The sequence below is a fragment of the Anaerosalibacter sp. Marseille-P3206 genome (genome assembly GCF_900155565.1).
Lineage (GTDB): Bacteria > Bacillota > Clostridia > Tissierellales > Sporanaerobacteraceae > FUHM01.
Window position 1 is genome coordinate 1,228,123 of the sequence record NZ_FUHM01000002.1, and the last position, 26,843, is coordinate 1,254,965.

The following is a 26,843-nucleotide window of genomic DNA, read 5'->3' on the forward strand; positions in this document are numbered from 1 at the left end:
AATAAATAAAATACACCTTAGTTTCTGATACAATATTATCAAAAATCAAGGTGTATTTCTTTCGTTTTACATTATTAAATACTTACGATTTTCTTACAATTTAAATTGGAAGTTTTACACTCATTTCTATAATATCATCTTGACTCTTAGCATCGATGGTGCCACCATGAGCCGTTACGATTGATTTTGCAATAGCAAGTCCAAGTCCAGCATTGCCAGTCTCAGAACTTCTAGAAGGATCAAGTCTAAAAAACTCATCAAAAATATGATCAAGTTTTTCACTTGGGATTGTTGGTCCATTATTTTTAATAATTATATTTACAAAATCTTCACTTTTATTTACACAAATATCAATTATACTATCTTTAAAAGAATAATTGATAGCATTTCTAATAATGTTGTCAACAACCCTTTCAATCTTATTTGTATCTATATTTATCTTAATTCCAGATTCAATATTACTATTCATTGTAAGATTTTTTTCTATTAGTAATGGTTTGAACTCATAGATAATTTGATCCATCATAAAGCTAAAATCAACCATAGATTTTTCAAGCACAACATCCTTCAAATTATAACGTGTGATATCAAAAAATTCATTTATTAAATCTTCAAGTCTTAATGCTTTATCATAGCTAATCTGAAGATACTTTTTACGAAATCTTTCACTAAGATCATTTTCATCTTTCAGAATAGTTAGATAACCAATGATCGAAGTCAACGGTGTTTTCAAATCATGAGCAAGATATATAATCAGATCATTCTTTCTTTTTTCAGAATCTCTAGCTATTTTTTCGTTTTCCCTCAATTTAAACTTAATTTTATTCATTTTGTCATTTACTTCTTTTAAATCTCCTGAAAGAGTGATCAACTCATCATCTTTTCTATATATCTCTTCCATTGCATTGATAATCTCATCCATATATTTTAATATTTTCTTAAAAAGCCTTAAAATGATAACAGCATAACCAAAAGATAAAACTAATAAAACCAAAAAAGCTCTATTATGATTAGCCCAATGATAGAACGGATACATAAATTCATATCCGAAATAGGTTCTACTGCCTAATTTTATCTTAAATAAATAAAATAAAAGTAATATGATGACTGTATATAGAGTAGACCAAATAGCAAAACTAATTAAAAACTTTTTCTTAAAACACTTATAATAATTATTCAATGATATAGCCTACCCCCCAAACAGTCTTAATATATTTTGGTTTTCTAGCGTTTTCGCCCATCTTTTCTCTCAGCCTTGCAATATGTGCCATAACAGTATTATTATTATTTATATATTTATCTCCCCAAACATTAGTAAAAAGCTCTTCTGCAGAAATAACCTTACCCTTATTTTTAGCAAGATACAATAAAATATCATATTCCAAAGGTGTAAGATCTATAACTTTTTCATTAATATACACTTTGTGTGAGTCCATATTGATATGTAAACCATTAATGTCAATAAAATCTGATTCAATCTCTTTATTGTACAATTTAGTCCTTCTAATCTGAGTCTTTACTCTGGCAATAAGCTCAATAGGATTAAAAGGCTTAGTGATATAATCATCAGCACCTATAGTTAGACCCATTACCTTATCAATATCTTCAACTTTAGCAGTAAGCATAATCACAGGATAAAAATAACTTTCTCTAATCTTTTTTAAAATAGTAAAACCATCTATATCCGGAAGCATAATATCCAAAATAGCTAAATCAATATTATAACTATCAATAAAACGAAGAGCATCCTTACCTGTATTAGCTTTTATCACTTCATATCCCTGATTTTTAAGATAAAACTCCAATAAATCAGCTATTTCTTTTTCATCATCAACCACAAGAATTTTAATCATAATACCTCCCATATGAAATTTCTACCATACTGACTTTTAGTAAATTATATCATAATAAAAAACATCAAACAACAGAGGCAATTCCTACAGTTTGTTAAAAAATGCGACAGCGAGAACCGCTCGCTGTCGCATGCCCTTATGCACTTTCTACATCTTCAAATTGGCTATTGTAAAGGGAATAATAGAATCCGCCTTTTGCTAGAAGTTCTTCATGATTACCTTGTTCTACTATATCTCCATCCTTCATAACTAATATCAAATCTGCATCTCTTATAGTTGAAAGTCTGTGGGCAATGATGAAGGCTGTCTTTCCCTCCATAAGATTTGCCATCGCCTTCTGTATTAGTATTTCAGTTCTAGTATCTACAGAAGATGTAGCCTCATCTAATATAAGCACCTTTGGATCAGATAGAATTGCCCTTGCTATAGTAAGAAGCTGTTTCTGTCCTTGGGATATATTGCTTGCCTCCTCATTTATAACCATATTATAGCCATCTGGCAAAGTCTTTATGAACCTATGAGCATGAGCTAATTTTGCTGCTCTTATTACTTCTTCATCTGTGGCATCTAGCCTTCCATATCTTATGTTTTCCATTATAGTACCACTGAAAAGCCATGTATCCTGCAAAACCATACCAAAATTGCTTCTCAAATCACCTCTAGAAAAATCCACTATATCATGACCATCTAGAAGTATTCTACCACCATTTAAATCATAAAATCTCATGAGAAGTTTAACTATGGTAGTCTTTCCTGCTCCAGTAGGTCCAACTATGGCAACTTTTTGTCCCGCACTAATTTCTTGAGAAAAATCCTTTATTATAATTTTATCTTCATTGTAGCCAAATTTAACATTTTTAAAACTTACTCTTCCCTCTACTTTTTCAAGTTTAACAGGTGTTTGAGATTCTTTTGTCTCCTCTTCTTCACCTAAAAATTCAAACACCCTTTCTGCTGCAGCCATAGTAGACTGCAATACATTACTTATTTGAGCTACTTGAGTTATTGGCTGAGTAAAACTTCTTATATACTGAATAAAGGAAAGTATATCTCCTACTTCTATAGTCTTTTTAATAGCAAGCCATCCGCCTAATATTGAAACTGCAACATAACCTAAATTCCCAACAAAATTCATAATAGGCATCATTAAACCTGATAAAAACTGAGCTTTCCAAGCAGAATCATAAAGTTCATTATTGATATCTTCAAATTCAGAAACAACTTGTTCCTTAGCATTGAAAGCTTTCATTATATTGTGTCCACCATATACTTCCTCTATATGTCCATTAACTTCCCCAAGGGATTTTTGCTGTGCCTTGAAATATTTTTGACTTCTCTTAACTACTCCCATTACAACAATCATTGATATAGGTAATATCAATAGTGCAACAATAGTCATCTGCCAAGATATAGATAACATCATGATGAGTACACCTACTAATGTAGTAGCTGATGTTATTATCTGACTTAAACTTTGATTTAATGATTGGCTTACTGTATCCACATCATTAGTAACTCTAGATAATACCTCTCCATGGCTTACTTTATCAAAATATTTAAGGGGTAGTCTATTTACCTTTTTGGATATTTCTTTTCTCAGTTTATAAGATACCTTTTGTGAAACACCAGTTACTATAAACCCTTGTATATAGGAAAATAACGCAGACAATATATATAATCCTATTAAAGTCATTACAATATTTTTTATATAGGAAAAATCTATTCCCTCACCACCAGATACCTTTGATATCAATCCTTCAAATATCTTGGTAGTTGCCTTCCCAAGTATTTTGGGCCCTACTATTGAGAAAACCGTACTTCCTATGGCAAATATTATTACTATAATTAGTTTTACTTTATACGGTTTTAAATAGTCAAGAAGCTTAGAGAAGGTTCCTTTAAAATCCTTTGGTTTTTCAAATTTTCCAGCCATAGGTCCATGACCTTTTGGTCCTGGACCCATTGGTCTTCTATTTGTATTATTATCTTTACTCATACGCAAGTTCCTCCTCCGATAGCTGTGATAAGGCAATTTGCTTATATACTTCACATTTTCTTAGTAATTCTCTATGAGTTCCCATTCCCACTATCTTTCCTTCATCTAAGACAATGATCTTCTCTGCATTTTTTATCGTATTTATTCTCTGAGCTACTATTAGCATTGTTCTATTTTTGATATTTGAATTAATTGCCTTTCTAAGTGCAGCATCTGTCTTAAAATCAAGAGCTGAAAAACTATCATCAAATATTAGTATCTTTGGCCTCTTAGCCAATGCCCTTGCAATTGAAAGTCTTTGCTTTTGACCCCCTGAAACATTGGTTCCACCTTGAGCTATTTCAGTTAATATGCCTTTCTCCTTTTCATCAACAAGTTCTTTAGCCTGAGCTATTTCTATAGCCTTTAGTACCTCATCATTACTTGCTTTGAAGTTTTTCCCATATTTTAAATTGCTTTCTATAGTTCCTGTAAATAATACTCCCTTTTGAGGAACATATCCTATTTGTTCTCTAACATCATTAAGGGTCATATCTCTAATATCTACCCCATCAATAAGAATCTCTCCACTTGTAGCATCATAAAATCTAGGGATTAAATTGATCAGTGTAGATTTACCACTTCCTGTACTTCCTATAAAAGCTGTTGTCTCCCCAGGATTTGCAGTAAAGGATATATCTTTAAGAACATATTCCTCTGCTCCTGGATATTTAAAGCAAACTTCTTTAAATTCAACTGCCCCTTTTACATCATTTAAATATTTTGGATTTTCAGGGTCTTTAATTGTGATCTCTTCATCTAATACTTCACCTATTCTCTGAGCTGATACTGAAGCCCTTGGAAGTATCAATGAAACTGCAGATATCATAAGGAAAGACATAATTATCTGCATTGCATATTGCATAAATGCCATCATATCTCCAACCTGTATATTAGCTTTATCTATTTCATGAGCTCCCACCCATATTATTAACAGCATTATACCATTCATGATAAACATCATAGTTGGCATCATTACAGTCATTATCCTCGAAACAAATAAATGGGTTTTGGTTAAATCCACATTTGCTGCATCAAACTTTTCTTCTTCAGTTTTCTGTGTGTTGAAAGCCCTTATTACCATCATTCCATTAAGAGATTCCCTCATTACTAGATTTACCTTATCAACAAACTTTTGAACCGTTTTGAACTTTGGCATGGCAACAGCAAAAAGAGTTCCCACAAGTATAAGTATAGCTACAACTCCAACCCCTACTATCCAAGCCATAGAGGTATTTGTATTAAGAGCCCTTATTACTCCACCAACTCCAAGTATTGGAGCATAAAACACTAGCCTCAATAATAGCATTACAAACAATTGCACTTGTTGTATATCATTGGTACTTCTAGTTATAAGAGATGCAGTTGAAAAATTGTCAAACTCTGCATCTGAAAAAGATGTAACCTTTTTAAACACCTTATCCCTTAAGTTTCTACCAAGAGAAGCAGAAACTCTCGCACCTAAAAATCCTACAATTACAGAAGCAATCATTCCCAATAAGGCAATAAGTAACATTATTCCACCAGTAGATAAAATATAATTAGACTGAACCTTATCAATATCTATTCCTACTGCCTCATATTCAAGCTTAATATAATTTATAGCAGATTGGATTACTATTGATTGAGGAATATCCTTAAACTGCTTATCCATTTCAGCTTTTAGCATATCCAATTGCTCTTTAGGTAAACTTTTAAGTGCCATAAAAGGATCTGTTCCTTCAGGCAAATTTGGCATAGCTTGTTGAAGAGCACCTTTTTCTACACCATATTTACTAAGTATTGCTTTTCCTAAAAAGGAATTCATCCTATCAATATCTTCTTGATTTGAAGTATTAAGTATATACAAACTTTCATTTTCTAATGCCTTATACTTCTTTAAATAATTGTTGTATTCCTCTTTAGTTAAATTGTCTTTGTTTATTAGTTTATAATCACTGTCTATCAATTTGTTTTCTTCTTCAGTTAAAAATATCTTTAACTTATCCATTTCACTAGCTCTGATTACATCAGGCACAGCTCTTTCAATACCCTTTTGCTGAATGCCAACATTGACTATATTTGACATATAATCTGGAAGAGCTAGATCTGTCATAGCCTGAGCTAAAAGCAAAGCTACTATAATCAATATAAATATAGCAAAAGGCCTTAGCTCTTTTAAAATAATTTTCATACTCTACCTCCTTACATATCTCCATCAATTGCATTATTTAGATTGTCTCTCATCTGCATAAATAATCTTCTAAGGATTATCTTTTCTTCTGCTGTAATATTATCAAAACATTCCCCTTGAACCTTATCCATTACTTTAATAGCCTCATTACATAATTCTCTACCTTTTTCAGTTATATATACCCTAGTTATTCTCTGATCCACTTCATCTTTCCTACGTTCTACAATCCCTTCCTTCTCCATCCTTTTCAACATTACTGTTATAGTAGAAGGCTTTATCTGCATTCTTTCTGCCAATTCACTTTGACTCTGGCCGCCTTCGTTATTTAATATAAAAAGCATAGGTGGTTGACCAGGATAAATTCCCACTTCCTCAAGAAGTACATGAGTACGATAATAATGAAGTCTCAGTATTTCTAAGAATATAAAATACAGTGAATCCTTATCTAGCTTATTCATAATTTCCCTCCAACTTATATTTAGCCTACTAAACATAAAATAAATGATACCACTATTATATACCATAGTCAATATATAGTTGTTATTTTATCTGTTCATATATATTCCATTAGCCTACTAAATGATTGCTATTTAAAATGCGACAGCGAGAACCGTCCCCACTGTCGCAAACTTAAGCCTTTTGTGCTGTTTTGGAAAAGTATAGTCCCATCAATAAGAATACTACTGCAAATAACAGTTGCATAAAGATATCAAATCCCATATCCGAAAAAGAATTAACTGTCATTTCATTTATTCTCACAAAATAATATGTTGGGAAGAACTTCGCTATTGTCAAAACCTTTTCTGATAAATACTGTTGAGGTACCATTACCCCTGATATAAATGAAGTCCCTAGAGACAGTACAGTGGATAATGCATTTATAACAAATTTATTCTTTGTAACATTATTGATTAAGAATGTAAGACATAGAGCTGAAAATGAGAAAACTACTGTATTTAATACATATTTACCAAAGTTCACTTCTCCAATATATTTTCCCTTAAGTACAATACTTCCCAAAATAAATATTGTTGTAATCATAATTGCTACCATTAGCTGGCCTAAATACATTTCTTTATTAAACTGTAGAAATTTTTTTGAAGATATCTTTGTTCTACTTTGGATATTTTCATCTTTAAAATCAGTCATTACCAAACCTATTACTGCAATATAAATTGCCATAATTATATACGAAGTAAAGTTAAAATAATACTTAAACCAATTAGCTACACCATCGTTACTGCTTTCATTGTTAGATTCTACCAATTCTACTTCTGCCTTTTCATCTAATGCAGAAGCTACATCCACTAAGTTAAATTCTCCATTTTCATAAGTAGCATTGGCAAAATTTAGAAATTTATTCACCTGATTTTGAATTTGCAATGATTCTACCTTCCTATCATCATTGTACATTTGTATAGAATTTTCCTTATTGATTACCTTTTCATCAAAATCCTCTGGAATTATTATCACTGCATCCGCTACTTCTAAAAATATCTGTTCTTTAATATATTCTTCATCTGCCATAGTGTCAATTATATTATTCTTTTTCCCTAAATAATTCTTTAAACTATTTGACAGTTCACTATTGCAATTATCAATTATTCCTATATTTAATCTACTTTCAATGAAATTAGTTTCCCTTTCAACAGTACCTGAACCATTTATTATTGAAAGAATAAAAAATATTATTGTATAAGAAATGATAACCCCCTTATTTCTCAATGCTATTTTTATAAAATAATTAAATACTGTCATAATTTTTCCCCCTTAAAAATATATAGGATGCAAATATTAAAACTATTGATTCAATAGATAGGATCAATATTCCCTCTCCAACACTTTTAGTACTTTCCAATAAATTTATCCTATATAGATTATTGGTGATTATAGAAATTGGATTTAGTTTAGCTAAAATAGGTGCCTTTTCATCAATCATAACTTTAATCTGAGGGTTCATCATTCCTGATAGAAATGAGCAAAACAATATAATTGATATAGCCATAATGGTTTTTACACTATCCTTCTTTTTGTTACAACTACCTATGAATACCCCCAAGGCTACTCCAAATAGATTTCCTATTAATATGAGAATTGCACTGTATTTAATTTCTTTGAATAAGTTAATCTTCAAAACATATTTTATAAAAATAAGTAGTAATCCATTTGCAAACAAATTTAGTAATAATGCAACTATAACCCCAGATAATAGAAATTTATATTTTTTTAATGGAGTAATATTAATCCTTGAACCTAAATTAGATAAATTTGCTTGAATTAAAGTAACAGTTTCAATACCAGCAAAAACTCCATACGCTGAAACCATTGCAATTAGAGAATAAAACATAATAACTAATGGATTGGCCTTTTGATTTCTACCTAAAATATAATCTACTGAAAAATCATATTTATCAAATGATCTATTTAGCTTTTTCATTTGCCTTATTTGTTCTACTACTTCTTTAATAATAGTTTGATTTATCCCTGAATCATTAACTTTTATATTTAAATCATCATCTATAAAAGCATCTATTTGTCTATCCTCTAGCTTTGTTAAAACCTCATCTTCAGGGATTTTATGAACATTTAAAAACTCAATTTCCTCTAATATATAACTAATAGGATTTTCACTATCTATTCCCACATTTACATTTTCAAGTTCCATATTCAAAACTCCATTAATAGATATATAGAAAAAAACTGCCATTATTAAGGGATATATCAAACTCCAAAAGGAAAAACCAGCATCTCTAAATAAGTTCTTTCCTTGGTATATACAATTTCTAAATATATTTTTCATACTAATCCCTAAGCTCCTTTCCTGTTAACTCCAAAAACACATCATTTAATGAAGGTAATTGACTGTGAAGCTTTGTATAGGTTAAATTGTTAGCCTTTATAAAATCTAAAAGATTAGCTAAGTTGTTAATTCCGTTTTCAAACTTAATTATATAATCTTCTCCTTCTCTCTCTACATCAATGACATGAGGTATACTCTTCATCTTCTCAACAATTTCATCTTGAATATCTAAAAACCCAACTACTATCTTTTCAGATGTGGTTATCATGGACTTTAATTCTTCAATTGTCCCAGAAACTAAGCTTCTACCCTTATCCATGATGATAATCCTATTACATAACATTTCTGCTTCCTCTAAATAATGAGTAGTATATATAATGGTACTTCCTTCTTCATTTAACTTTTTTATCCCATTTAATATGAAATTTCTACTTTGAGCATCTACTGCAACTGTAGGCTCATCTAGAAAAATAAGCTTAGGCTTATGAACTATTCCACAAGCAATATTTAATCTTCTTTTTAAACCTCCACTAAGTTTCTTAGGATAAAACTTTACATAATCCTTTAAACCTACAAATTCAATAGCCTCTTCTACATATTGTTTTCTTACTTTTTTATCATCTATATACAATCCACAAAAATAATCTATATTTTCTTTTACATTTAAATTGTTAAAAACAGAAACTTCCTGAGGTACAAGGCCTATCTCTCTTTTAATATTATAGGCATTGGGAGTCATTTTCTCTCCAAATACTTCTATCTGCCCTTTGTCAAAACTTAATAGCGATAGTATACAGTTTATAGCTGTAGTTTTCCCACAGCCATTAGGCCCTAAAAGCCCTAAAATTTCCCCTTCCTTAACCTCCATATTAAAATGGTCAAGAGCTATTAATTCTTTATATCTTTTCACTAAATTATTTACCTTTATAACCATCAATATCACTCCCATATTTCATCTTATGTTAATTATATGATTTTAAACAAATTCATTGTAGTGTATAAAGTTATAATATAATATGACATTTGTCATAAAGAAAATTGTATTTCATATTGAATATAGTATAATTAGAACATAAAATAGAATTTAAGGCTTTCAGCTGGAGGTAGCTATATGAGAAGATTTTTGGAAAAATTAATTATTGTATCCTTTTGTTTATTTAACAGTTACAAAATAAATCCACATGAAAATTTAGTTGTTTGTTTTCTCATAAGCCTTGTTATTTCTTTGGTTTTAGACTTAATGGATAATAAAAAGATAAGAACTATTATCTATTTTTTATTTATAATAATATGCTTTTCCAATAGCTCATTTATTCTTTATTTTCCATTGATATTGTACAATGTTTATTTAGATTTTGGGATATTCACTATATTTACATTTACTTTAATATTAATGAACTTTTCTATAGCAAATTTATTATTGTCTATCACAGCAGTTTATCTCTCAACTATGACAAAAAAATATAATCAAATTCTAGATGAAAACAAAACCGTACGAGATGAATTAAAAGAAGATACCTTTTATTTGGAAAAATACAATAAGCAACTCCTAGTAGACAAAGAAAAAAACATACATATTGCAATACTCACTGAAAGAAACAGAATCGCAAGAGAACTTCACGATTCTATTGGACATGCAATAAGTAGTAGTATATTACAAGTAGAAGCATTGAAAGTGATTTCAACCGAAGAAACTGTTATAAAAAACTTAGACACCCTTCAGAATACCTTAAAAAATGGAATGGATGACATCAGAAAAAGCATCCACAATCTATACAACGAATCTCTAGACTTGAAAAATCAAATAGAAAAGCTCTGTAGTGAAATACCTAATATTGATGTTGAACTAGTATATAAATTTGACGATGAAATTAATTATGATTTAAAATTTGACATATTATCCGTTATTAAGGAGGCCCTCACCAATTGTGCCAAACATTCTAATGCTACAAAGATAAAAATAAGCTTATTAAACCAACCAAAATTTTATTCTATATTAATAGAAGATAACGGAAGTCAATTTGATGATAGAAATAAAGGCATAGGTCTTCTTTCCATGAAAGAAATAGCCGATAAATATAATGGGTTTTTCAATTGTAGATTTGATGATGGATTTAAAATACATATGACTTTAATGAAAGGATAGTGCATATGAATATTATTATTGTAGATGATGATCCACTAGTAGTGGAATCTCTAAAGATTATTATAAACGCCAATGGAATAGATATATTAGCAGTTGGCTATGATGGTTTTCAGGCTGTTGAACTTTATACTAAATATAAACCTGATCTAATCCTAATGGATATACGAATGGAAAAGATGAGTGGAATAGAGGCAACCAAAGAAATTTTGAAAATAGATCCTCAAGCTAAGATACTGTTGATCACAACTTTCCAAGATGATGAATATATTGCAACAGCCCTCTCTTTAGGCTGTAAAGGCTATATTTTGAAACAAAATATCAAAGGCATTATTCCTGCAATAAATGCAGTTCACTCTGGGAATTTAGTTTTTGATTCAAAAATTGTATCGAATATTAAAAAATACAAAGAAAAAGATGTTGAAATAGATTTGTCTGATAGAGAATTTGATATATTACTTCTAGTAGCAGATGGCTTAAATAATAAGGAAATTGCAGAAAAACTTTATTTAAGCGAAGGAACTGTTAGAAACTATATCTCAAATATGCTTGAAAAACTGTCCCTAAGAGACAGAACTCAGCTTGCAATCTACTATTATAAAATGAAATACGGAATAGAAAAATAGGTGGCAGGAAAATTCCTGTCACCTTAAGTCTTCAACAACATTGCCAATCCATTTTTTTGAACGAAGCCTTTTTGCTTCAAAGCCTACCTTGATTACTTCTTCTAAACAAATTATAAAAAATACCTTATCTAGTGGCAATTTAAAACAAACAGCTGCTATATAACCTGCAGGAATAGCAAAACACCAAACTGTTCCCAGTTGTACCCACATAGAATAAGCTGTATCTCCTCCACCTCTAAATACCCCTACAATCATAAGCACATTGAAAAACCTTAATGGAGCGAATACTGCCATGATTTTTAAAACAGTGATTGTTAGTCTTAAAGTTTCTTCATTTATATTAAATGGTTTTGTAATCAAAGGGGCTGTAAACCATAGTGCTGTACCTGTTACTATCCCTATCATTGGAGTTATTATTCCCAATCTAGTTGCATATTCAACTGCTAAATCTTCTTGTCCTGCACCTATCTTGTTTCCAACCATAATAGCAGCCGCAGTGGCAATACCTATACACAAAACCATAAACATATTGTTTATAGTGGTTGCTATCTGCATACTAGCTACTGCACTTATGCCAATTTTGGCATATATAATTGAATATGCTGTTAACCCTAATGACCATAGTAATTCATTTATGATTACTGATGAAGATGTTCCAAAATAAACCTTCACAAATTCATAGTTAAAGCCCATTATTTCCTTTATATTACTTAATATATCTTTGTTGTTTTTATGTGCTGAAGAGATTACATAAACCATTTCAACAGTTCTTGCTATACTTGTAGCTATTGCAGCACCTACTACTCCCATAGCAGGAAATCCAAAGTTTCCAAATATAAGTATCCAATTTAGAAAAGCATTGGTTAACACGCCTATAAGACTACCAAACATAGGTGGTTTTGCTTGTCCTATGCATCTTAAAAGTGTGGAATACCCTTGTGTTAAACCTGTTATTATAAAAGTTATAGAAATTACTCTTAGATATTTAACCCCCAATTCTATAACAACAGCGTCTTTAGTGAAAATATTCATGATAACTCCGGGAAATATAAATCCAAAAATAGAAAATATTATTGCTGCTATAGTGCTAAGTACAATGTCTAGTCCAAACATCTTTCGTATATTTGAAATATCTTTTTTGCCCCAAAATTGGGATATAAATATACCCGCACCAGCATTAATCCCAGATAAACATAACATGAATATGAAAAAGTATTGATTTACTAGGCCAACTGCTGCAATAGAGTTTTCTCCAAGTTTTCCTATCATTAAATTGTCCACCATATTTAATGATGAACTAATCAAGTTTTGTAATGTTATAGGTATAACCAATGTAAGAATCTCAAGAAAAAACTTCTTGTCTTTAAACAACTTTTTCATTTTCTAACCTCCTTGTCCCAAAATACAAAAATAAAAAAGCACATGGGTAATCAGCTGCCCATCTGCTTTAAGTTCTAATTAAACTACTTCATATGAAATTGCATTAAATATTATACACTAAAACCATAAATCAATCAACTATAAAATTGCGACAGCGGGGACGGTTTAAAAAGCATGTCTATGCAAGCAAAATTAACTGCAATAGCAGTTAATTTAAAGAGGATAGCAAGCATACTATCCTCTAAATTATCTTCATTTTTATGTGTTTTAAGGTTTAATTCAATATTTTATAAAAAAATTATGGTTTATTAATAATTTAATGGACAGGGGAATTTTTTAAGGCTACTTTTTCAGTGGTCTCGGACGGTTCTTTTTGTCGCAAGAACCGTCCCGCCGCTGTCGCACTGATGATTATCATTCAAAATTGTAATCTGTTACTATAGGCTTTCTTCCAGAAACCTTATCGTTAAAGTATTCAAAATATGAAATACCCATGAAGCTACCAGAAACATTGTACACATTGTCAAAGCCTAGATGTTGAAGAGCCATAACTGCATTGTAGCTTGTCTGGCCAGATCTACAATGTACATAAACCGGTCTATCTTTTGGAATCTCATCTAATCTATCTCTTATTTCAACAATTGGTATATTTACAGCATTGATCAAATGTCCCTTCTCAAAATCCTCTTTACTTCTAACATCTATGATACATTCATTATTCTCAACTAAATCTCTCACCTCAGTAACATGAACTTGTTTAAAGCAACTGTGTAATATATTTAATCCCACAAGAGCTGCCAAATTAACAACATCCCTAGCAGTACCAAAAGGTGGAGCATAGCAAAGCTCTAAATCTTTCAAATCTTCTAAAGTACCATTGAATTTAATCAAAGTAGCTATAACATCAATTCTCTTGTCTACATTTCCCTTTCCAATAGCTTGAGCTCCTAGAATTCTTCCTGTAGGCACTTCAAATATTAATTTAAAATGCATAGGCTCACTATCTGGCATTATCCCTACCTTATCAAATGGAATAATAGTAACTGAATCATATTCAACTTGCATATTTGTAGCCTTTATAAGCCCTTCTGTCAATCCAGTCGATGCACCATTGTAGTCAAATACCTTTATTACAGAAGAACCTATAACTCCAGTATTGTTAACAGGTCTTCCATAAATATGGTCTGCTGCTGCTCTAGCTTGCTTTTGAGCTGGCCCTGCTAATGATAGTTTGCTATGAGTATGAAGTAGTCTATTGTAAACTTCTATAGCATCTCCAACAGCATAAATATCCGGATCGCTTGTTCTAAAGTTTTGATTTACTTTGATAGCACCAGTAGTTCCAATCTCAAGTCCAGCTTTTTTTGCCAAAGTAGTTTCAGGAGTAACACCAATAGCCATAACTACAGCATCAGTTTCAATCTTTTTGCCAGACTCCAAAACCACTGTATTTTTCTCAAATCTTTCTACTTTATCTCCCAATACTAAATTAATACCATGATCATATATTTCCTTATGAAGTATTTGAACCATATCATAATCAAAAGGCCTCATTATTTGATTCATAGCCTCTACTATAGTCACATTATAACCTGCTAATCTCAAGTTTTCAGCAGCTTCAATACCTATAAATCCCCCACCAATTACCGTAATATCCTTGGCATCTTTTTCTTTTATAAATCCCTTTAACTTTTCTATATCTACTACATTTCTAATGGTGAAAACATGCACATCCTCCATTCCTTCAAATGCTGGAACTATAGGATTAGCTCCTGGAGACATAATCAGCTTATCATATTTTTCAATATATTCTTCTCCTGTCAAAACATTTCTTACTTTTACTTCCTTGTTCTCTCTATTTATGTCTATAACTTCACTATTAACCCTAGCATCTATTCTGAATTTCTTGTAAAACTCTCCTGGCTGCATGAGAACTAAATCCTCTTGATTCTCAATCATACCACTTAAATAAAAAGGCAATGCACAGTTTGAAAATGAAACATGTGGCCCTCTTTCAAACATGATAATATCACAATCTTCATCTAGTCTTCTAACTCTTGTAGCAGCTGAAGCACCACCAGCAACCCCACCAATTATCAAAATCTTTTTCGACATATTGAATGCCCCCTTTGGTTTTATCATTATAATATACATTACCCACGTATGCTATATTTAAACCAAATATCTTTATATATTCAAAACATTGTTCAATCAATTTTTTCATTGCTGGGCACACAAAAGAAGGTGACAGGAGAATTTGATATGCCCCTTGTCAAGTAGACAGGTAAAATATCTAAAATAATTTTTATGAACTACCACATGACATCTAAGTTATGTGGTAGTTTTTATGCTGTCCATTTTTCTTTGTACTTCTCTATTCTCTTATTCGCAGATATAGGGTATTCTATAGGAGTTTTAATTGATAAAGCTTCTGTCCTAACTTCTAATGGCGTTTTACAGTTAAATCTGTCTTGTAATCTTTCCTCTGAGTAAAAACGCATGTAATCATTAATTGCATATCTTAGGGACTCTTCATCTGTAATTTCATACATTTGATACATTTCTGATTTAATTATTCCCCAGAATCCTTCTACCGGTCCATTATCAATACAGTGTCCTACTCTTGACATTGACTGTTTCATTTCTTGTTCTTTCAGTTTTCTTTGAAATACTTTACTTGTGTATTGAAATCCTCTATCGCTATGGAAGATTGGTTTTGCTAATGGATTATCTTTTATTGCTTTATCAAAGGTCTTAAATACTAATTTGTTATCGTTTCTACTACTTAATACATAGGCTACTGGATACCTATCATACAAATCAAGTATGGCGCTTAAGTAAATCTTTTTCTTTTCTCTTGGTACTTTAAATTCTGTAATGTCTGTTACCCATTTTTGATTTGGTTCTGTTGCATAAAAGTCTCTTTGTAATATGTTCTCTGCTATTGTTTCCGGCTTAACTGAAATGTATTTATTCTTCTTTTTTCGGATTACTGAGTGAATACCTAATTTTTGCATAATCCTATGGACTCTTTTTTTACTGTAATTAGTTTGATTGAAATGGTTAATCCAAGATGTCATTCTACGATATCCTAAAATATGATTAAATCTTTCATCATATTCTTTTATTAATCTTGCTAATTCAATATTTTCTAATTCTTGTTGAGGTACTTCTCTGTGGAGCCATTTGTAGTATGATGCTCTTGATATGTTAAGTACTTTACACATCCAATTAATACTCCATATTTTTGTTTCATAAAAGTATTTTATTGCTAGATACTTATTTTCGTTACGTTGTTTGCCAAGCCTCACATCCCTTCGAATTCTTTCACTTTTTTTAGCAGTTCTACCACCATATCTTTTTCTTCTAGTTTCTTTTTTAATCTAATATTCTCTCGACGTAATTTCTCTAATTCATCTAATTCTTCATCTTTTTTATGGTGTCCTCGTCTATCTATTAGCCCTTCTTCGCCTATATCATCATACTTTTTAACCCAAGAGTAAACTTGGCTGTATGAAACATCATAAAGGCTTGCTGCTTCTTTGTAATTACGATTATGTTCAATACAATATTTAACTATTTCTTTTCGCTCTTCTATAGTTGTTTTTCTTCTGGAATTTGCCATATATACCTCCCCTTTAGGATCATAATCCTTGAGTTCTATATTGGCATTATACCTTGAAATCCAACCACTTAAAACAGAACGACTTGAAATATTATATTTTGCTGTTATATCATTAACACTTCCTTCTCCGGATAATACAGCTTCTACGCACATTGTTTTAAATTCGGAAGTATATTTTTTATTTCCTGCTTTATTTTGAAAAGCTAAAATGCCATAAAGTTTATACTTGGAAACCCATGACTGTATTGTTTGCAGACCAATACTATATTTATTAGCTAAAAAAGGGAATGAGCCTAATCCATCAAGATATTCTTGAGATACTTTCGCTTTAAATTCAGGAGTATGTGGTGATTTTGCCATAAAAAACCTCCATAAGTAGTTTTGGTTATTTACCTTGTCTACTTATGGAGTATCATATCAATTCTCCTATCACCTTCTTAATATTATTAACTTAAAGAAAATACATTTGAAATATATTCAGCTACTTTCATTCCATCTATTGCTGCAGACATTATCCCTCCTGCATATCCAGCTCCCTCACCTATAGGATACAGTCCTTTAATATTTGATTGAAAACTTTCATCCCTTTGAATCCTAATAGGTGATGAACTCCTGGTTTCTACACCTGTCATTATAGCTTCAGGATTAGCAAAACCATTAATATTTTTGTCAAATGCAATTAGTGCTTTCTTTAGTGTATCCGTTACATACTCAGGCAAACACTCTCTTAAATCCGTCATATTTACTCCTGGCTTATAGGTTGGTTTGATATCTCCAATATTCTCAGATGGCCTATCATCTAAGAAGTCTCCTACCTTTTGTGCCGGTGCCTTATAGTTCTTACCTCCTGCAACAAATGCCAAACGCTCCCATTTTCTTTGAAACTCAACTCCAGCCAAAGGATGATCCCCTTCATAGTCTTCTGGTGTTACCCCTACTAATAACGCACTATTGGCATTTTCCTTATCCCTAGCATATAAACTCATTCCATTAGTTACAACCATATTCTCCTCAGAAGCCGCAGCAACAACCATTCCTCCTGGGCACATACAAAAAGTATAAGCAGATCTTCCATTGTCAAAGTGAGCTGATAATTTATAATCAGCAGCTCCCAATTTCTCATGCTTTGCAAATTCGCCGTACTGTTTTTCATTTATTAGACTCTGAGGATGCTCTATTCTAACACCAATGGAAAACCCCTTCTGAGTTATTTCCACTCCATTTTTATATAGCATTTCAAAAGTATCCCTAGCACTATGACCTAATGCAAGTAATACCTTATCACAGCTTATAATTTCATCATCATTAATTTTAACACCTGTTACTTGCTTATCTTTGATTATTAAATCAGTAACTTTACTATTAAACCTTACTTCTCCACCTAAAGATATTATTTTGTTACGAATATTTTTGACCATAACCCTAAGTATATCAGTACCTATATGAGGCTTATTTATATAAAGTATATCTTCAGGGGCTCCAGCCTCAACCATCTCCTCTAATACTTTTCTAGATCTAGGATCTTTTACAAGAGTGGTCAATTTACCATCAGAAAAAGTACCTGCTCCTCCTTCTCCAAATTGAACATTTGATTCAGTATTTAATTTGCCCTCGTTCCAAAATGTACTTACATCAACAGTTCTCTCATCTACACTCTTGCCTCTCTCCAACAGAATAGGCCTATATCCTGTACTTGCCAAAACTAAACCTGCAAACAATCCAGAAGGGCCTGTTCCTACGATAACAGGTCTTTTAATATTTTGTGGGGCTATTTTTTCATATTTGTAACTTACCTCTGGAACCTTTACAATCCTTTTATTAGAAAGCTTCTTTAGTATTTTTTCTTCATTCTTTAATTCCACATCTATTGCATATACAAAATGAATATCGCTTTTCTTTCTTGCATCTATGGATTTTTTATAAATTCTATAGCTTATGATTGACTCTTGGGATATCTTCAATTTTTTAGCTAATTTTGCACTTAATAATTCTTCATCTTCATCTAATGCTAATTTAATTTCTTGTACTCTTAACATATTTTCTCCTTATCTTTATATAAGATTTAGTCTTTTATAGCCCACACCTTTTTATCATACAATATATTTTATTAAATTATTATACCCTTAAAATGATTATAAAATCTAGCATTTTTTTAGGAATGATTGTTTTCCATCATAAGATTAGTAAAAAGAAATTCTATATTGGAATTCCTCTTATTTTCTTATTGAACAAAATAATAGAATTAATTATAATTGCTTATTTAAGGTGAACTTACCCTAATCTATAAAAAGGCATTGCATTAAATATATATCTAATATAGGTAAGTAATTATTCAAAAAACCTTTGGCTATTTCTGCATTTCCAAAGGTTTCTTTTAAAAATTTATCATGTAGATTTTCATATCATCATCTACCTAATTTTAGTATATCATATAATATAAATGATGTGTCTTACCCTTTTAAAGTCTATTAAATTGTAAGTTCAACTCACCTTCCCCTGAATTATCGACATTCTCAAATGTTAAGGTCCACTCACCAGTTATTTTATCAAAACTCTTTACTTCTTTTAAAGGTTTATCTGAATCAACTTCTCCACTCCATTGTATGTCTCCATTTGGATCTTTAAGTTCAAATGTAACTATACCCTTAGTAAGATTAAGATTTATTTTTAATTTCATTCCTTTAAAATCGTCTTCAACATTATAACTATAGGTATCCGTAATTTTGGAGCCTTCCTTAATGCTATAATGTGCTGAACTTTGATTCCTTACTATACAGCCTGTCATCGCTAAGAGAAATACCCCAATTATGATAATAAATGTTAACCTTTTTTTCAATACAATTCCTCCTTTAATTGAACATAGTATTGCTTATACGTATTATATCATTTAATTCTAGTTTATGATAACTCATAAACATTATTCTATAACATATGGTTTATCCTACTTATGGTATGGTTCACCGTATCAGTTCTACTAGCAAAACTTATTTGATGATAGATATATCTAATTAAATTATGGTAAAATAAAATGCTTGATACTTTCATATATATCAAGCATTTTATTAACTATAGTCTACTATTCAATTTACCAAATCCTTACCAATAGCTAAGTCATCTTATAAGCCTATACAAAGTTTAATTAAATCTTCATATCTAATTTTTTCAATGTTTAAGTTTTTTATCACTCTACATTTTATTTTACAAAAGTAACGCAATTGTAGTCGCTAGCTTTTACCATTCCATTTTTCTGATAAAAATTAATTGTCTTTTCAGTTTGTTCTGTCATTAAAACAATCTGACGAATTGATTTATATCGTTCTAAAATTAGCTTTAACAAATAACTTCCAATCCCCTGCTCTTGATAACTTTTTAAGATTAAAATATCTTGTATATAGATAATTGTGTAACCATCACCTACTACACGAATTAAACCAATTAATTTCTCATTATCCCAAGCAGTTACTACCTTCAGGGAATTACTAATAGCATTTTTTAGCTTTGTTTTATCGTCTGTATATGCATACCATTCTACATCATTGTACAAATCCATTAATTGGTCAATCTCAGGTATGAAATCCTCTTTAATTATTATTTTATCCATTTTTATCCTCCTCAAATTTTATTATTTAATTTGAAGAAGATTTCTTAATCTACCCACCTTATTCACTCCTCATATAATGTTTTTCACTATCATGCAGGCTATGATAATTTTCTAATCTGAATAATCCCCGCACAATGAGATATAGTTTTAAAATTAATATATCCTTTAGGAAAAAATTCTTTTAGTTCATCAAATACAAAATATATTTCTTCATCATCCCATTCACCAATCTTTATTTTACACTGCTCTAGCAATTCTCTTGTTTCAAAAGCTATATCTCCAATGATAATTTCACCGTCATTAGAGAGATGCTTATCTAATTCTTTAATAAACTTAATTTTCTCTTTATCTTCTAAATGATGCATTGCATAAGTACTTATAATATAATCAAATTGTATATCTTCAAACTCTTTAGGTAAACCTAATGAAAAATCATATTGAATTAACTTAGCTAAAAGCATTTTTTCTTTTGCGATTTCTATCATTCTTTTAGAAAAATCAATTCCATACATTTCATATCCTTCATCATATAGTTTTTTTGTTAATACTCCTGTACCAAATCCAATATCCAATAATTTTGCTTTTTCTTTTCTATGAACTATATTGTACATAGTATTAAGAACATCTTTATATCCTGCAAATGGATATTCATTATCCTCTTCACACAATTGAACACTTTTATCATAGCCATCTGCCCATAAATCAAAACCCTTATTGTCTAGCATTAAAGAACTCCTCCTTACTAAGTTCATAATCAACAGCAGTTCTCCACATTCCAATTTGGTCTTTCCAACAATCCTTTCTTACTCCAACTTCCCGAGCTCCAATTTTATTTTCATAAACATATTGAGCCCTTTTATTTTCAAGCATTGTATCCCAAACAATTTTCTCTATTGGGAATTTGGAATTTATGACCTCATCTGTAAAAAGGAATTCAAATAGCATTCTGATAATTTTAGGGCCATATCCTCTATTTTGATAACTAAAATCACATATTTTCCATCCAAGATATGCTGCATTATCACCTTTAATTCTATAGCTTAATTCTCCTACAAAGTTGCCATCAATTTCTATAATACAAAGTTGACTTAATTTGCCTTCCCAACTCCTGATATTATTCATAGTCTCTTCTAGTGACTCCCCTAAACCATTAGGGAAACCTGCATGTTCCATAACACTACCATCATTCCACCATTTATTTAATTGAATGGCATCATGGGTAGTAGCACTTCTAATTACAATATTATCCTTTTGAATTCTCATACATTCCTCCATTAAAATTTTTTGAAGGGTTTATATGGCGTGAACCCTCCTTACACGCTTAGCTATCATTTTCATCATAGCAATCACATCCTTTCTTAATTATTTCTATGAAAACGCCTAAAGCGTCGTCAACTTTGGTAATATACTAGATAAATATGAATTTTACTTATATCACTTTCTTCTGCATTTACCATGCTCAAATGTCCTCCAGAAAATATAATTCCTGATCAATCTGTATTTTGCCTATCCTCTAATGAAATATTATCTTCATTATATATCATACACATGTTCACTTTGACTCATTGCTATACCGCTCTTATATACTTATTTGTTTTATATTCCTTGCCTTTGTAACCCGTTCTACAAAACCTACTCAAATATATCAAAATATATTTATACAAATAGATTTTGCTCAAGAAGTATCACCTTCTCGATTTAATTCATCCATATATTAGATTTCTCTAACGTATGGCCAGTAAATAGAATTTTACTTTTTTTAAAATTCCATTTAGCTGTATATGTTGAGTTGTATAAATCCCAATCAACATAGTCCGAACCAGACAATAATTTATCTTTTTTAGCTATATTAACACTACTGTTTATATCTCTTGATAATTTAGTTTTACATTTTTGACATGTAAATTCTCTTATCTGTGGATCTTTCTTTTCTTTATTTCCACATATACAACAATTTTTAGTTGTATCTTTTTCGTCTACTTTTGAATAGTGTTTACCGCTTCTTTCCATTACCCATTTTAGTATGTTTCTAAATTCTCCTATTATTTCTTGATTTAACATGCTTCTATGCATATTATCATAAGTTGCAGTATTAAGAGTAGGAGTATAGTCTCCTATTGCTACATAGTCATAGTTTTTTGCTATCCAATTAGCAATGCTATAACAACTTGACTTTATTTGTTCTCGTCTCTTGTGGTAAGCATTGTCTAATGCATTGTTTAGCTTTGTCCATCTTTTGCTTGGTAGGTAATAGCTTCTCCCTGTTTCTGTTTCTATTAGTTTTGATTTTCTGCTGCATAAATCTCTCTTTGATTTTATTTCATCTATTACCTTGTCCCAATATTTTGTTTGTGGCAGTTTTTCAAATTCATAACTTACTCCAGTATTGTCTATGGCTACAAAGAAGTTTTTATGATTTTGGTCTATTGCTATCCATTTGTTTGTTTCTTTTTTGTCTATGTCTTTTCTTTCTATACAAAATATTGCATAGAATTTGTTGCCTTGTTGTTTGCATAATCTGAAGTTTTTTATTTTGTCTGTGTTTCTTAAATTTAAATTTTCTTTTAGTTTTCCTATTACTTTTATTCTTTTATTTTCTTTATTTATTCCTAAGGATATTTGTAAATTTTTGTTTTCTATTAGTTTAAAGCCTTTGTTTGGTTCATCATAATATAGTGAAAACCAATGTTTTTTCCATGATTTGAATTTAGGATATCCTGTTTCATTGTTGAAAAATTTTTTGTATGTTTCTTTCAGTCTTATTGCTGTGTTTTTGAGTGGTGATGAATGTACTGTATTCAAAAAAATAAACTCTTGTTTTAGTATTGGAACTTGATTTCTTAAGTTCCTTCCTGTCAAGAGTTTTTTGTCATTATTATTTTCTTTATAATCTTTTATTGTCATTTCCAAAAGATAATTGTATAGCCAATTACATATTTTAGATTGTCCATCTAGAATTAACTCATCTTCTTTTGTAAAGATAACTTCTATTTTTCTATTGAATATCATTACATTCATTCACCGCCTTCGGCTATTTGAATAGTTCCTTGTTTTCTTGTTGAATTGTTTTTGCCTTATGACTTCTACTGCCATATAGTTTTGCTGAAAATACTGTTATTATTGATAAAACATCTTCTACTAGTTCTTTTTCATAAGTTTTATCTTCTGTATAATTTATTATTTCAATTTTAACACCATTAAAGTCACACATTTGTTCTATTATGTCGTATCCAAATCTTATTAATCTGTCTTTATAATTAATTACAATCCTGTCAATTTCTCTTTCGCATATTAATTTTATTAGTTCTTTTAACCCTTTTTTATTGTAATTTAAGCCACTTCCTATGTCTTTGATTATTTTAAATTGATATCCTCTTGCACTACAATAATCACTTACTGTTTTAATTTGCCTTTCTAAATCTTCTTTTTGATCTGATGAAGAAACTCTATCTTCCCTTCATCTTCCCATCTTCTTAGAGTTGATTTTGCAACTCCTAAATATTCACTTGCTTCTTTTATAGTAAGTTTTATGATAATCACCCCTTACTATAAAGTATAGTAGGCGTTTGCGAAACGCCATAACCCGCATGAATACGGGACATTTTTTCTTTAAAAAGATATAACTCCTCACTGATTTATGGTAAAATTGAAGTGTCAAGCAACAAATCCACCAAAACCTGAAAGGAGTTATAAAAATATGATACCACAAAAACAGCTTTCTTTGGCAGATATTTATTCAGATTGTAAAACTTTTTTTGAAGACGATAAACCTAAGTTTCTTTCATTACTTGAAAATACCATTAATCTTAATGAGTTTATCCCTATTTCTTTTTATCACCACTTTTATGCTTCTACTGGAAGACCCCGTGAATACAAGCTTCATTCCATGTTATAGGCTTTGATTATTCAAAGAATCTTCTCTATTCCTACAGATACTCTCTTAATTACTTTTCTTAAGTATTCAAGTGAATTAAGAGATTTTTGTGGGTTTAATAAAGTTCCTGATGGTTCTAAATTTACTCGTTTCAAACAAGATTTCTTAGAAGATTTACAAACTGTATTTGATAATCTTGTTGATGTTACTGAGCCCATATGCCAAGATATTGATGGAGCTAAAGCTTCTATGACGATTTTTGATACTTCAAGAATTGAAGCTTTTGTCGCTGAAAATAATCCTAAATATGCTAATAAAATAATTAAACAATTAAAAGCTTTTAAAAAATCTCAAGGTCTTGATGATTCTTATGATCCATACAAAGTTGCATATGGCTCCATGCCTTCGAATGCTGCGTCTAACCCTGAAATAAAGCAACTTTACATCAATGGGCACTTTTGCTATGTCTATAAATTTGGTATGGTCACAAATGGTTTAGGAATCGTAAGGGATATTTCTTTTTACAATAAAGATTTTTTAAATTCTCATCCTGAAATCATTGTTGATAAAAAATCAGATTCACCAAATGAAGATAAATCACTTCATGATGCCAAAGCTGTCATCCCTGTTCTAAAAGACTACTTTGAAAAACATCCTAGTATTAAACCAAATATTTTCATTGGTGATGCCGCTTTTGATGCTACTAATATTTACAGAGATTTACTTACTGATTTAAAATTTAGTAAAGCGTATATTCCTTTAAATCAACGTTCTTCTCTAAAGCATCCAGACTATACAGTAAATGAAGCTGGGATACCCTACTGCCCACATGACTCAACTCTTTTAATGAAGTCAGAGGGATCTTCATGTTTGAAATCTGGTATTAAAAGGTTTAAGTTTGTATGCCCAAAAATGAAATGGATTAAAGACGATAATGGTAAACGCAAAAGGAGACACTTTTGCGAAGACCCTTGTACTTCATCACCTTGTGGAAGAATGCTCTACATATATCCTGAAAAAGATCTTCGTGCTTATCCAGGTACTCTTCGAGACACAGAAGAATGGGATAAAGTTTACAAAATTCGTTCAGTAGTAGAACAGTCCATAAATCACTTTAAAGAAAGCTTTTGCATTGCTGGGCGCAAAACTCAAAACGAGAAAACTATTCATGCTGATTTACTTCTAGCAGGTATCACTCAGTTAATTACTGTTGTTCTTGCTGATAAAATACATAAACATGAATACATCAGAAGCTTAAAACCATTAATTGCTTAGATATTTGTTTAGATATTAATTTTCTCATAAATTCAATAGCTTTATTTTGTGTACCCATTTTTGAGAATAACTTATTGATTTCATTAAATTTCCACTTTCAACTCCCAAACTTTATTTTTAAAAGATTTATATTTCTATTATTCATTTTTCAAAAATAGTTTCGCAATTACTTATATAAATTGTCAATACATTGAATAATTATAGATATTATATCATTAGATAGTGATTTATAGAAATGGTTTCTAATAAGCTAAATATCATCCTATAACCTATAGCTTGTCCACTATTTATGATACGGTTCACCGTATCGGCTCTACTCGCAAAATTTATTTAGTGGTAGATATTCCCAATATATAAGATATAAATAAACCAGTAGGTTTTCATCATAATAAGCCTACTGGTTTTATTGTATTATTTATTAACTTATTCATTAAAGATATTTATCAATATCATCTAAAGATTCTAATGAAAATATTTCTTCAATTATTAAATCTAATATTTCAATATCTGCATTATTTAATTTTTCTTTATAATCTTCTGGTAATTTGCCAAATTTTTTAGTCAGTAGTTTTATTGCATAATTAAGACTTTTTCTACGCTCACCTTGTTGTATACCCTTTTCCATACCCTTTTCCATACCCTTTTCTATACCTTGCTTTATTCCTTCTTGTCTAAATATCTCAGCCAAAGTCATTACCAGTTCACTCCCTTCTGGATAAGTTTTACTAATTTTATCAATTATCTCGCCAACATCTTTTTTAGTGAGATTTGCTCTTGCATTAAATATATATTTAATAAATGTTTCAAAATACTCTATTCCCGTTTGCTTATCTTCTAATTCCTGCAAATATTCTGCCGCTCTAAATATAGATTCTTGTAATCCTTTATTATCTTTTGTAAATATATCTCTAAATATAGTGAGTATTATTCTAAGTTGTGCTTGACCTTTTATTTCTTCATCTGTATATCTTGATAGGTCATAGATTAAATATTCATAATCTGGAATAAACTTTTGTATTTCCTTTGGAAGGTCTTTATATCCTGTTATCAACTCTCCTAATGTAGTTTTTATATTCCAGTTATCTTTTCCATGATATATTACTAATGGTATTATCATGGGAAGTTCATTTATTCCTTCTTTTTTTATTTTTGCTTCCCAAATTTCTATCATATACTTTAGTAGTTGAAGTGATATGCCTTTGCTAGTATAGCTTTTATGTTCAAACAGAAAATAAATATAACCTTCTCTTTTGTTTATATTTACCCTAAATAGCATATCTGAAAAGCCTTCTTGAAGTTCTTCATTTATAAAGCTGTCCTTTTGTGGCTCTAATGTATTTACATCTATAACATTCATAATATTTTCAGGTAAATAGTTATTCAAAAAATCCTTGGCTATTTCTACATTTCCAAAGGTCTCCTTAAAGAATTTATCATGTGGATTTTGAATTTTCATAT

General features: G+C 30.4%; 23 protein-coding genes and 1 pseudogene. 3 read left to right on the top strand and 21 right to left on the bottom strand.

Annotated features, from left to right (window positions below):
* Nucleotides 1-100: 100 nt before the first annotated feature.
* From BQ9840_RS07270 to BQ9840_RS07305, 8 genes are all read right to left on the bottom strand, one after another.
* Entirely contained in the window at nucleotides 101-1,180 is a 1,080-nt protein-coding gene (locus BQ9840_RS07270; RefSeq protein ID WP_077369162.1) for a sensor histidine kinase, read from the bottom strand.
* On the bottom strand, nucleotides 1,173-1,865 hold the full coding sequence (gene vanR, locus BQ9840_RS07275) for a VanR-ABDEGLN family response regulator transcription factor (RefSeq protein ID WP_077369163.1): 693 nt from the start codon (nucleotides 1,863-1,865) through the stop codon (nucleotides 1,173-1,175). The genes BQ9840_RS07270 and vanR overlap by 8 nt, the downstream gene beginning before the upstream one ends.
* Nucleotides 1,866-1,989: 124 nt before the next feature.
* Nucleotides 1,990-3,786 (bottom strand): ABC transporter ATP-binding protein, encoded by a 1,797-nt coding sequence (locus tag BQ9840_RS07280; protein WP_097677500.1) that lies wholly within the window; start codon nucleotides 3,784-3,786, stop codon nucleotides 1,990-1,992.
* Between the two features lie 55 nt (nucleotides 3,787-3,841).
* Nucleotides 3,842-6,061 (bottom strand): ABC transporter ATP-binding protein, encoded by a 2,220-nt coding sequence (locus BQ9840_RS07285; protein ID WP_077369165.1) that lies wholly within the window; start codon nucleotides 6,059-6,061, stop codon nucleotides 3,842-3,844.
* 11 nt (nucleotides 6,062-6,072) lie between these two features.
* On the bottom strand, nucleotides 6,073-6,519 hold the full coding sequence (locus BQ9840_RS07290; RefSeq protein ID WP_077369166.1) for a MarR family winged helix-turn-helix transcriptional regulator: 447 nt from the start codon (nucleotides 6,517-6,519) through the stop codon (nucleotides 6,073-6,075).
* A gap of 172 nt (nucleotides 6,520-6,691) precedes the next feature.
* Nucleotides 6,692-7,819: an ABC transporter permease gene (locus BQ9840_RS07295; protein ID WP_077369167.1), complete on the bottom strand. Its 1,128-nt coding sequence runs from the start codon at nucleotides 7,817-7,819 to the stop codon at nucleotides 6,692-6,694.
* Nucleotides 7,806-8,861 carry an ABC transporter permease gene (locus BQ9840_RS07300; protein WP_077369168.1) on the bottom strand — a complete coding sequence of 352 codons (1,056 nt, stop codon included), beginning with the start codon at nucleotides 8,859-8,861 and terminating at the stop codon, nucleotides 7,806-7,808. Before BQ9840_RS07300 ends, BQ9840_RS07295 begins: the two co-directional genes overlap by 14 nt.
* Before the next feature lies 1 nt (nucleotide 8,862).
* Nucleotides 8,863-9,795, bottom strand: coding sequence for an ABC transporter ATP-binding protein (locus BQ9840_RS07305; protein WP_077369169.1), 933 nt, complete (start codon nucleotides 9,793-9,795; stop codon nucleotides 8,863-8,865).
* Nucleotides 9,796-9,972: 177 nt separating this feature from the next.
* On the opposite strand from BQ9840_RS07305, the gene BQ9840_RS07310 reads away from it, so the two are divergent.
* Both BQ9840_RS07310 and BQ9840_RS07315 read left to right on the top strand, forming a co-directional pair.
* A complete protein-coding gene (locus tag BQ9840_RS07310) occupies nucleotides 9,973-11,007 on the top strand; it encodes a sensor histidine kinase (RefSeq protein ID WP_077369170.1) in 1,035 nt (344 codons plus the stop codon).
* Nucleotides 11,008-11,012: 5 nt separating this feature from the next.
* Nucleotides 11,013-11,630, top strand: a complete 618-nt coding sequence (locus BQ9840_RS07315; RefSeq protein ID WP_077369171.1) for a response regulator transcription factor — start codon at nucleotides 11,013-11,015, stop codon at nucleotides 11,628-11,630.
* A gap of 18 nt (nucleotides 11,631-11,648) precedes the next feature.
* Here the strand turns inward: BQ9840_RS07315 and BQ9840_RS07320 are convergent, their stop codons facing one another.
* From BQ9840_RS07320 to BQ9840_RS13085, 12 genes are all read right to left on the bottom strand, one after another.
* Nucleotides 11,649-13,010 carry an MATE family efflux transporter gene (locus BQ9840_RS07320; protein ID WP_077369172.1) on the bottom strand — a complete coding sequence of 454 codons (1,362 nt, stop codon included), beginning with the start codon at nucleotides 13,008-13,010 and terminating at the stop codon, nucleotides 11,649-11,651.
* A gap of 414 nt (nucleotides 13,011-13,424) precedes the next feature.
* Entirely contained in the window at nucleotides 13,425-15,125 is a 1,701-nt protein-coding gene (locus BQ9840_RS07325) for an FAD-dependent oxidoreductase (RefSeq protein WP_077369173.1), read from the bottom strand.
* A gap of 230 nt (nucleotides 15,126-15,355) precedes the next feature.
* On the bottom strand, nucleotides 15,356-16,321 hold the full coding sequence (locus BQ9840_RS07330; RefSeq protein ID WP_077368205.1) for an IS3 family transposase: 966 nt from the start codon (nucleotides 16,319-16,321) through the stop codon (nucleotides 15,356-15,358).
* Complete coding sequence (locus tag BQ9840_RS12850; RefSeq protein ID WP_077368208.1) at nucleotides 16,318-16,995, bottom strand: helix-turn-helix domain-containing protein; 678 nt, start codon at nucleotides 16,993-16,995, stop codon at nucleotides 16,318-16,320. Before BQ9840_RS12850 ends, BQ9840_RS07330 begins: the two co-directional genes overlap by 4 nt.
* Before the next feature lie 86 nt (nucleotides 16,996-17,081).
* Nucleotides 17,082-18,671, bottom strand: coding sequence for an NAD(P)/FAD-dependent oxidoreductase (locus tag BQ9840_RS07340; protein WP_077369174.1), 1,590 nt, complete (start codon nucleotides 18,669-18,671; stop codon nucleotides 17,082-17,084).
* Between the two features lie 422 nt (nucleotides 18,672-19,093).
* Nucleotides 19,094-19,471, bottom strand: coding sequence for a hypothetical protein (locus BQ9840_RS07345; RefSeq protein WP_077369175.1), 378 nt, complete (start codon nucleotides 19,469-19,471; stop codon nucleotides 19,094-19,096).
* Between the two features lie 357 nt (nucleotides 19,472-19,828).
* Nucleotides 19,829-20,236: a GNAT family N-acetyltransferase gene (locus BQ9840_RS07350; protein ID WP_077369176.1), complete on the bottom strand. Its 408-nt coding sequence runs from the start codon at nucleotides 20,234-20,236 to the stop codon at nucleotides 19,829-19,831.
* A 98-nt stretch (nucleotides 20,237-20,334) separates the two neighbouring features.
* Nucleotides 20,335-20,961, bottom strand: coding sequence for a class I SAM-dependent methyltransferase (locus tag BQ9840_RS07355; protein WP_077369177.1), 627 nt, complete (start codon nucleotides 20,959-20,961; stop codon nucleotides 20,335-20,337).
* On the bottom strand, nucleotides 20,948-21,499 hold the full coding sequence (locus tag BQ9840_RS07360) for a GNAT family N-acetyltransferase (RefSeq protein ID WP_159436107.1): 552 nt from the start codon (nucleotides 21,497-21,499) through the stop codon (nucleotides 20,948-20,950). Before BQ9840_RS07360 ends, BQ9840_RS07355 begins: the two co-directional genes overlap by 14 nt.
* Before the next feature lie 435 nt (nucleotides 21,500-21,934).
* Nucleotides 21,935-23,254 (bottom strand): RNA-guided endonuclease InsQ/TnpB family protein, encoded by a 1,320-nt coding sequence (locus BQ9840_RS07365; protein ID WP_200804893.1) that lies wholly within the window; start codon nucleotides 23,252-23,254, stop codon nucleotides 21,935-21,937.
* 13 nt (nucleotides 23,255-23,267) lie between these two features.
* Nucleotides 23,268-23,642 (bottom strand): IS607 family transposase, encoded by a 375-nt coding sequence (locus BQ9840_RS07370; RefSeq protein ID WP_369800224.1) that lies wholly within the window; start codon nucleotides 23,640-23,642, stop codon nucleotides 23,268-23,270.
* An 8-nt stretch (nucleotides 23,643-23,650) separates the two neighbouring features.
* Nucleotides 23,651-23,776, bottom strand: a complete 126-nt coding sequence (locus tag BQ9840_RS13085) for an excisionase family DNA-binding protein (protein ID WP_369800170.1) — start codon at nucleotides 23,774-23,776, stop codon at nucleotides 23,651-23,653.
* 157 nt (nucleotides 23,777-23,933) lie between these two features.
* On the opposite strand from BQ9840_RS13085, the pseudogene BQ9840_RS07375 reads away from it, so the two are divergent.
* A pseudogene (locus BQ9840_RS07375) lies at nucleotides 23,934-25,296 on the top strand (transposase).
* A gap of 519 nt (nucleotides 25,297-25,815) precedes the next feature.
* On the opposite strand, the gene BQ9840_RS07380 reads toward BQ9840_RS07375, so the two are convergent.
* Nucleotides 25,816-26,841, bottom strand: coding sequence for an Rpn family recombination-promoting nuclease/putative transposase (locus BQ9840_RS07380; RefSeq protein ID WP_077369179.1), 1,026 nt, complete (start codon nucleotides 26,839-26,841; stop codon nucleotides 25,816-25,818).
* Nucleotides 26,842-26,843 lie beyond the last annotated feature (2 nt).

Bases quoted from the DNA above. Each gene is read 5' to 3' on its own strand.
- vanR (WP_077369163.1), bottom strand. From the start codon at position 1,865: ATGGGAGGTATTATGATTAAAATTCTTGTGGTTGATGATGAAAAAGAA.
- BQ9840_RS07280 (WP_097677500.1), bottom strand. From the start codon at position 3,786: ATGGCTGGAAAATTTGAAAAACCAAAGGATTTTAAAGGAACCTTCTCT.
- BQ9840_RS07285 (WP_077369165.1), bottom strand. From the start codon at position 6,061: ATGAAAATTATTTTAAAAGAGCTAAGGCCTTTTGCTATATTTATATTG.
- BQ9840_RS07290 (WP_077369166.1), bottom strand. From the start codon at position 6,519: ATGAATAAGCTAGATAAGGATTCACTGTATTTTATATTCTTAGAAATA.
- BQ9840_RS07295 (WP_077369167.1), bottom strand. From the start codon at position 7,819: ATGACAGTATTTAATTATTTTATAAAAATAGCATTGAGAAATAAGGGG.
- BQ9840_RS07300 (WP_077369168.1), bottom strand. From the start codon at position 8,861: ATGAAAAATATATTTAGAAATTGTATATACCAAGGAAAGAACTTATTT.
- BQ9840_RS07305 (WP_077369169.1), bottom strand. From the start codon at position 9,795: ATGGTTATAAAGGTAAATAATTTAGTGAAAAGATATAAAGAATTAATA.
- BQ9840_RS07310 (WP_077369170.1), top strand. From the start codon at position 9,973: ATGAGAAGATTTTTGGAAAAATTAATTATTGTATCCTTTTGTTTATTT.
- BQ9840_RS07315 (WP_077369171.1), top strand. From the start codon at position 11,013: ATGAATATTATTATTGTAGATGATGATCCACTAGTAGTGGAATCTCTA.
- BQ9840_RS07320 (WP_077369172.1), bottom strand. From the start codon at position 13,010: ATGAAAAAGTTGTTTAAAGACAAGAAGTTTTTTCTTGAGATTCTTACA.
- BQ9840_RS07325 (WP_077369173.1), bottom strand. From the start codon at position 15,125: ATGTCGAAAAAGATTTTGATAATTGGTGGGGTTGCTGGTGGTGCTTCA.
- BQ9840_RS12850 (WP_077368208.1), bottom strand. From the start codon at position 16,995: ATGGCAAAATCACCACATACTCCTGAATTTAAAGCGAAAGTATCTCAA.
- BQ9840_RS07340 (WP_077369174.1), bottom strand. From the start codon at position 18,671: ATGTTAAGAGTACAAGAAATTAAATTAGCATTAGATGAAGATGAAGAA.
- BQ9840_RS07350 (WP_077369176.1), bottom strand. From the start codon at position 20,236: ATGGATAAAATAATAATTAAAGAGGATTTCATACCTGAGATTGACCAA.
- BQ9840_RS07355 (WP_077369177.1), bottom strand. From the start codon at position 20,961: ATGCTAGACAATAAGGGTTTTGATTTATGGGCAGATGGCTATGATAAA.
- BQ9840_RS07360 (WP_159436107.1), bottom strand. From the start codon at position 21,499: ATGAGAATTCAAAAGGATAATATTGTAATTAGAAGTGCTACTACCCAT.
- BQ9840_RS07365 (WP_200804893.1), bottom strand. From the start codon at position 23,254: ATGAATGTAATGATATTCAATAGAAAAATAGAAGTTATCTTTACAAAA.
- BQ9840_RS07380 (WP_077369179.1), bottom strand. From the start codon at position 26,841: ATGAAAATTCAAAATCCACATGATAAATTCTTTAAGGAGACCTTTGGA.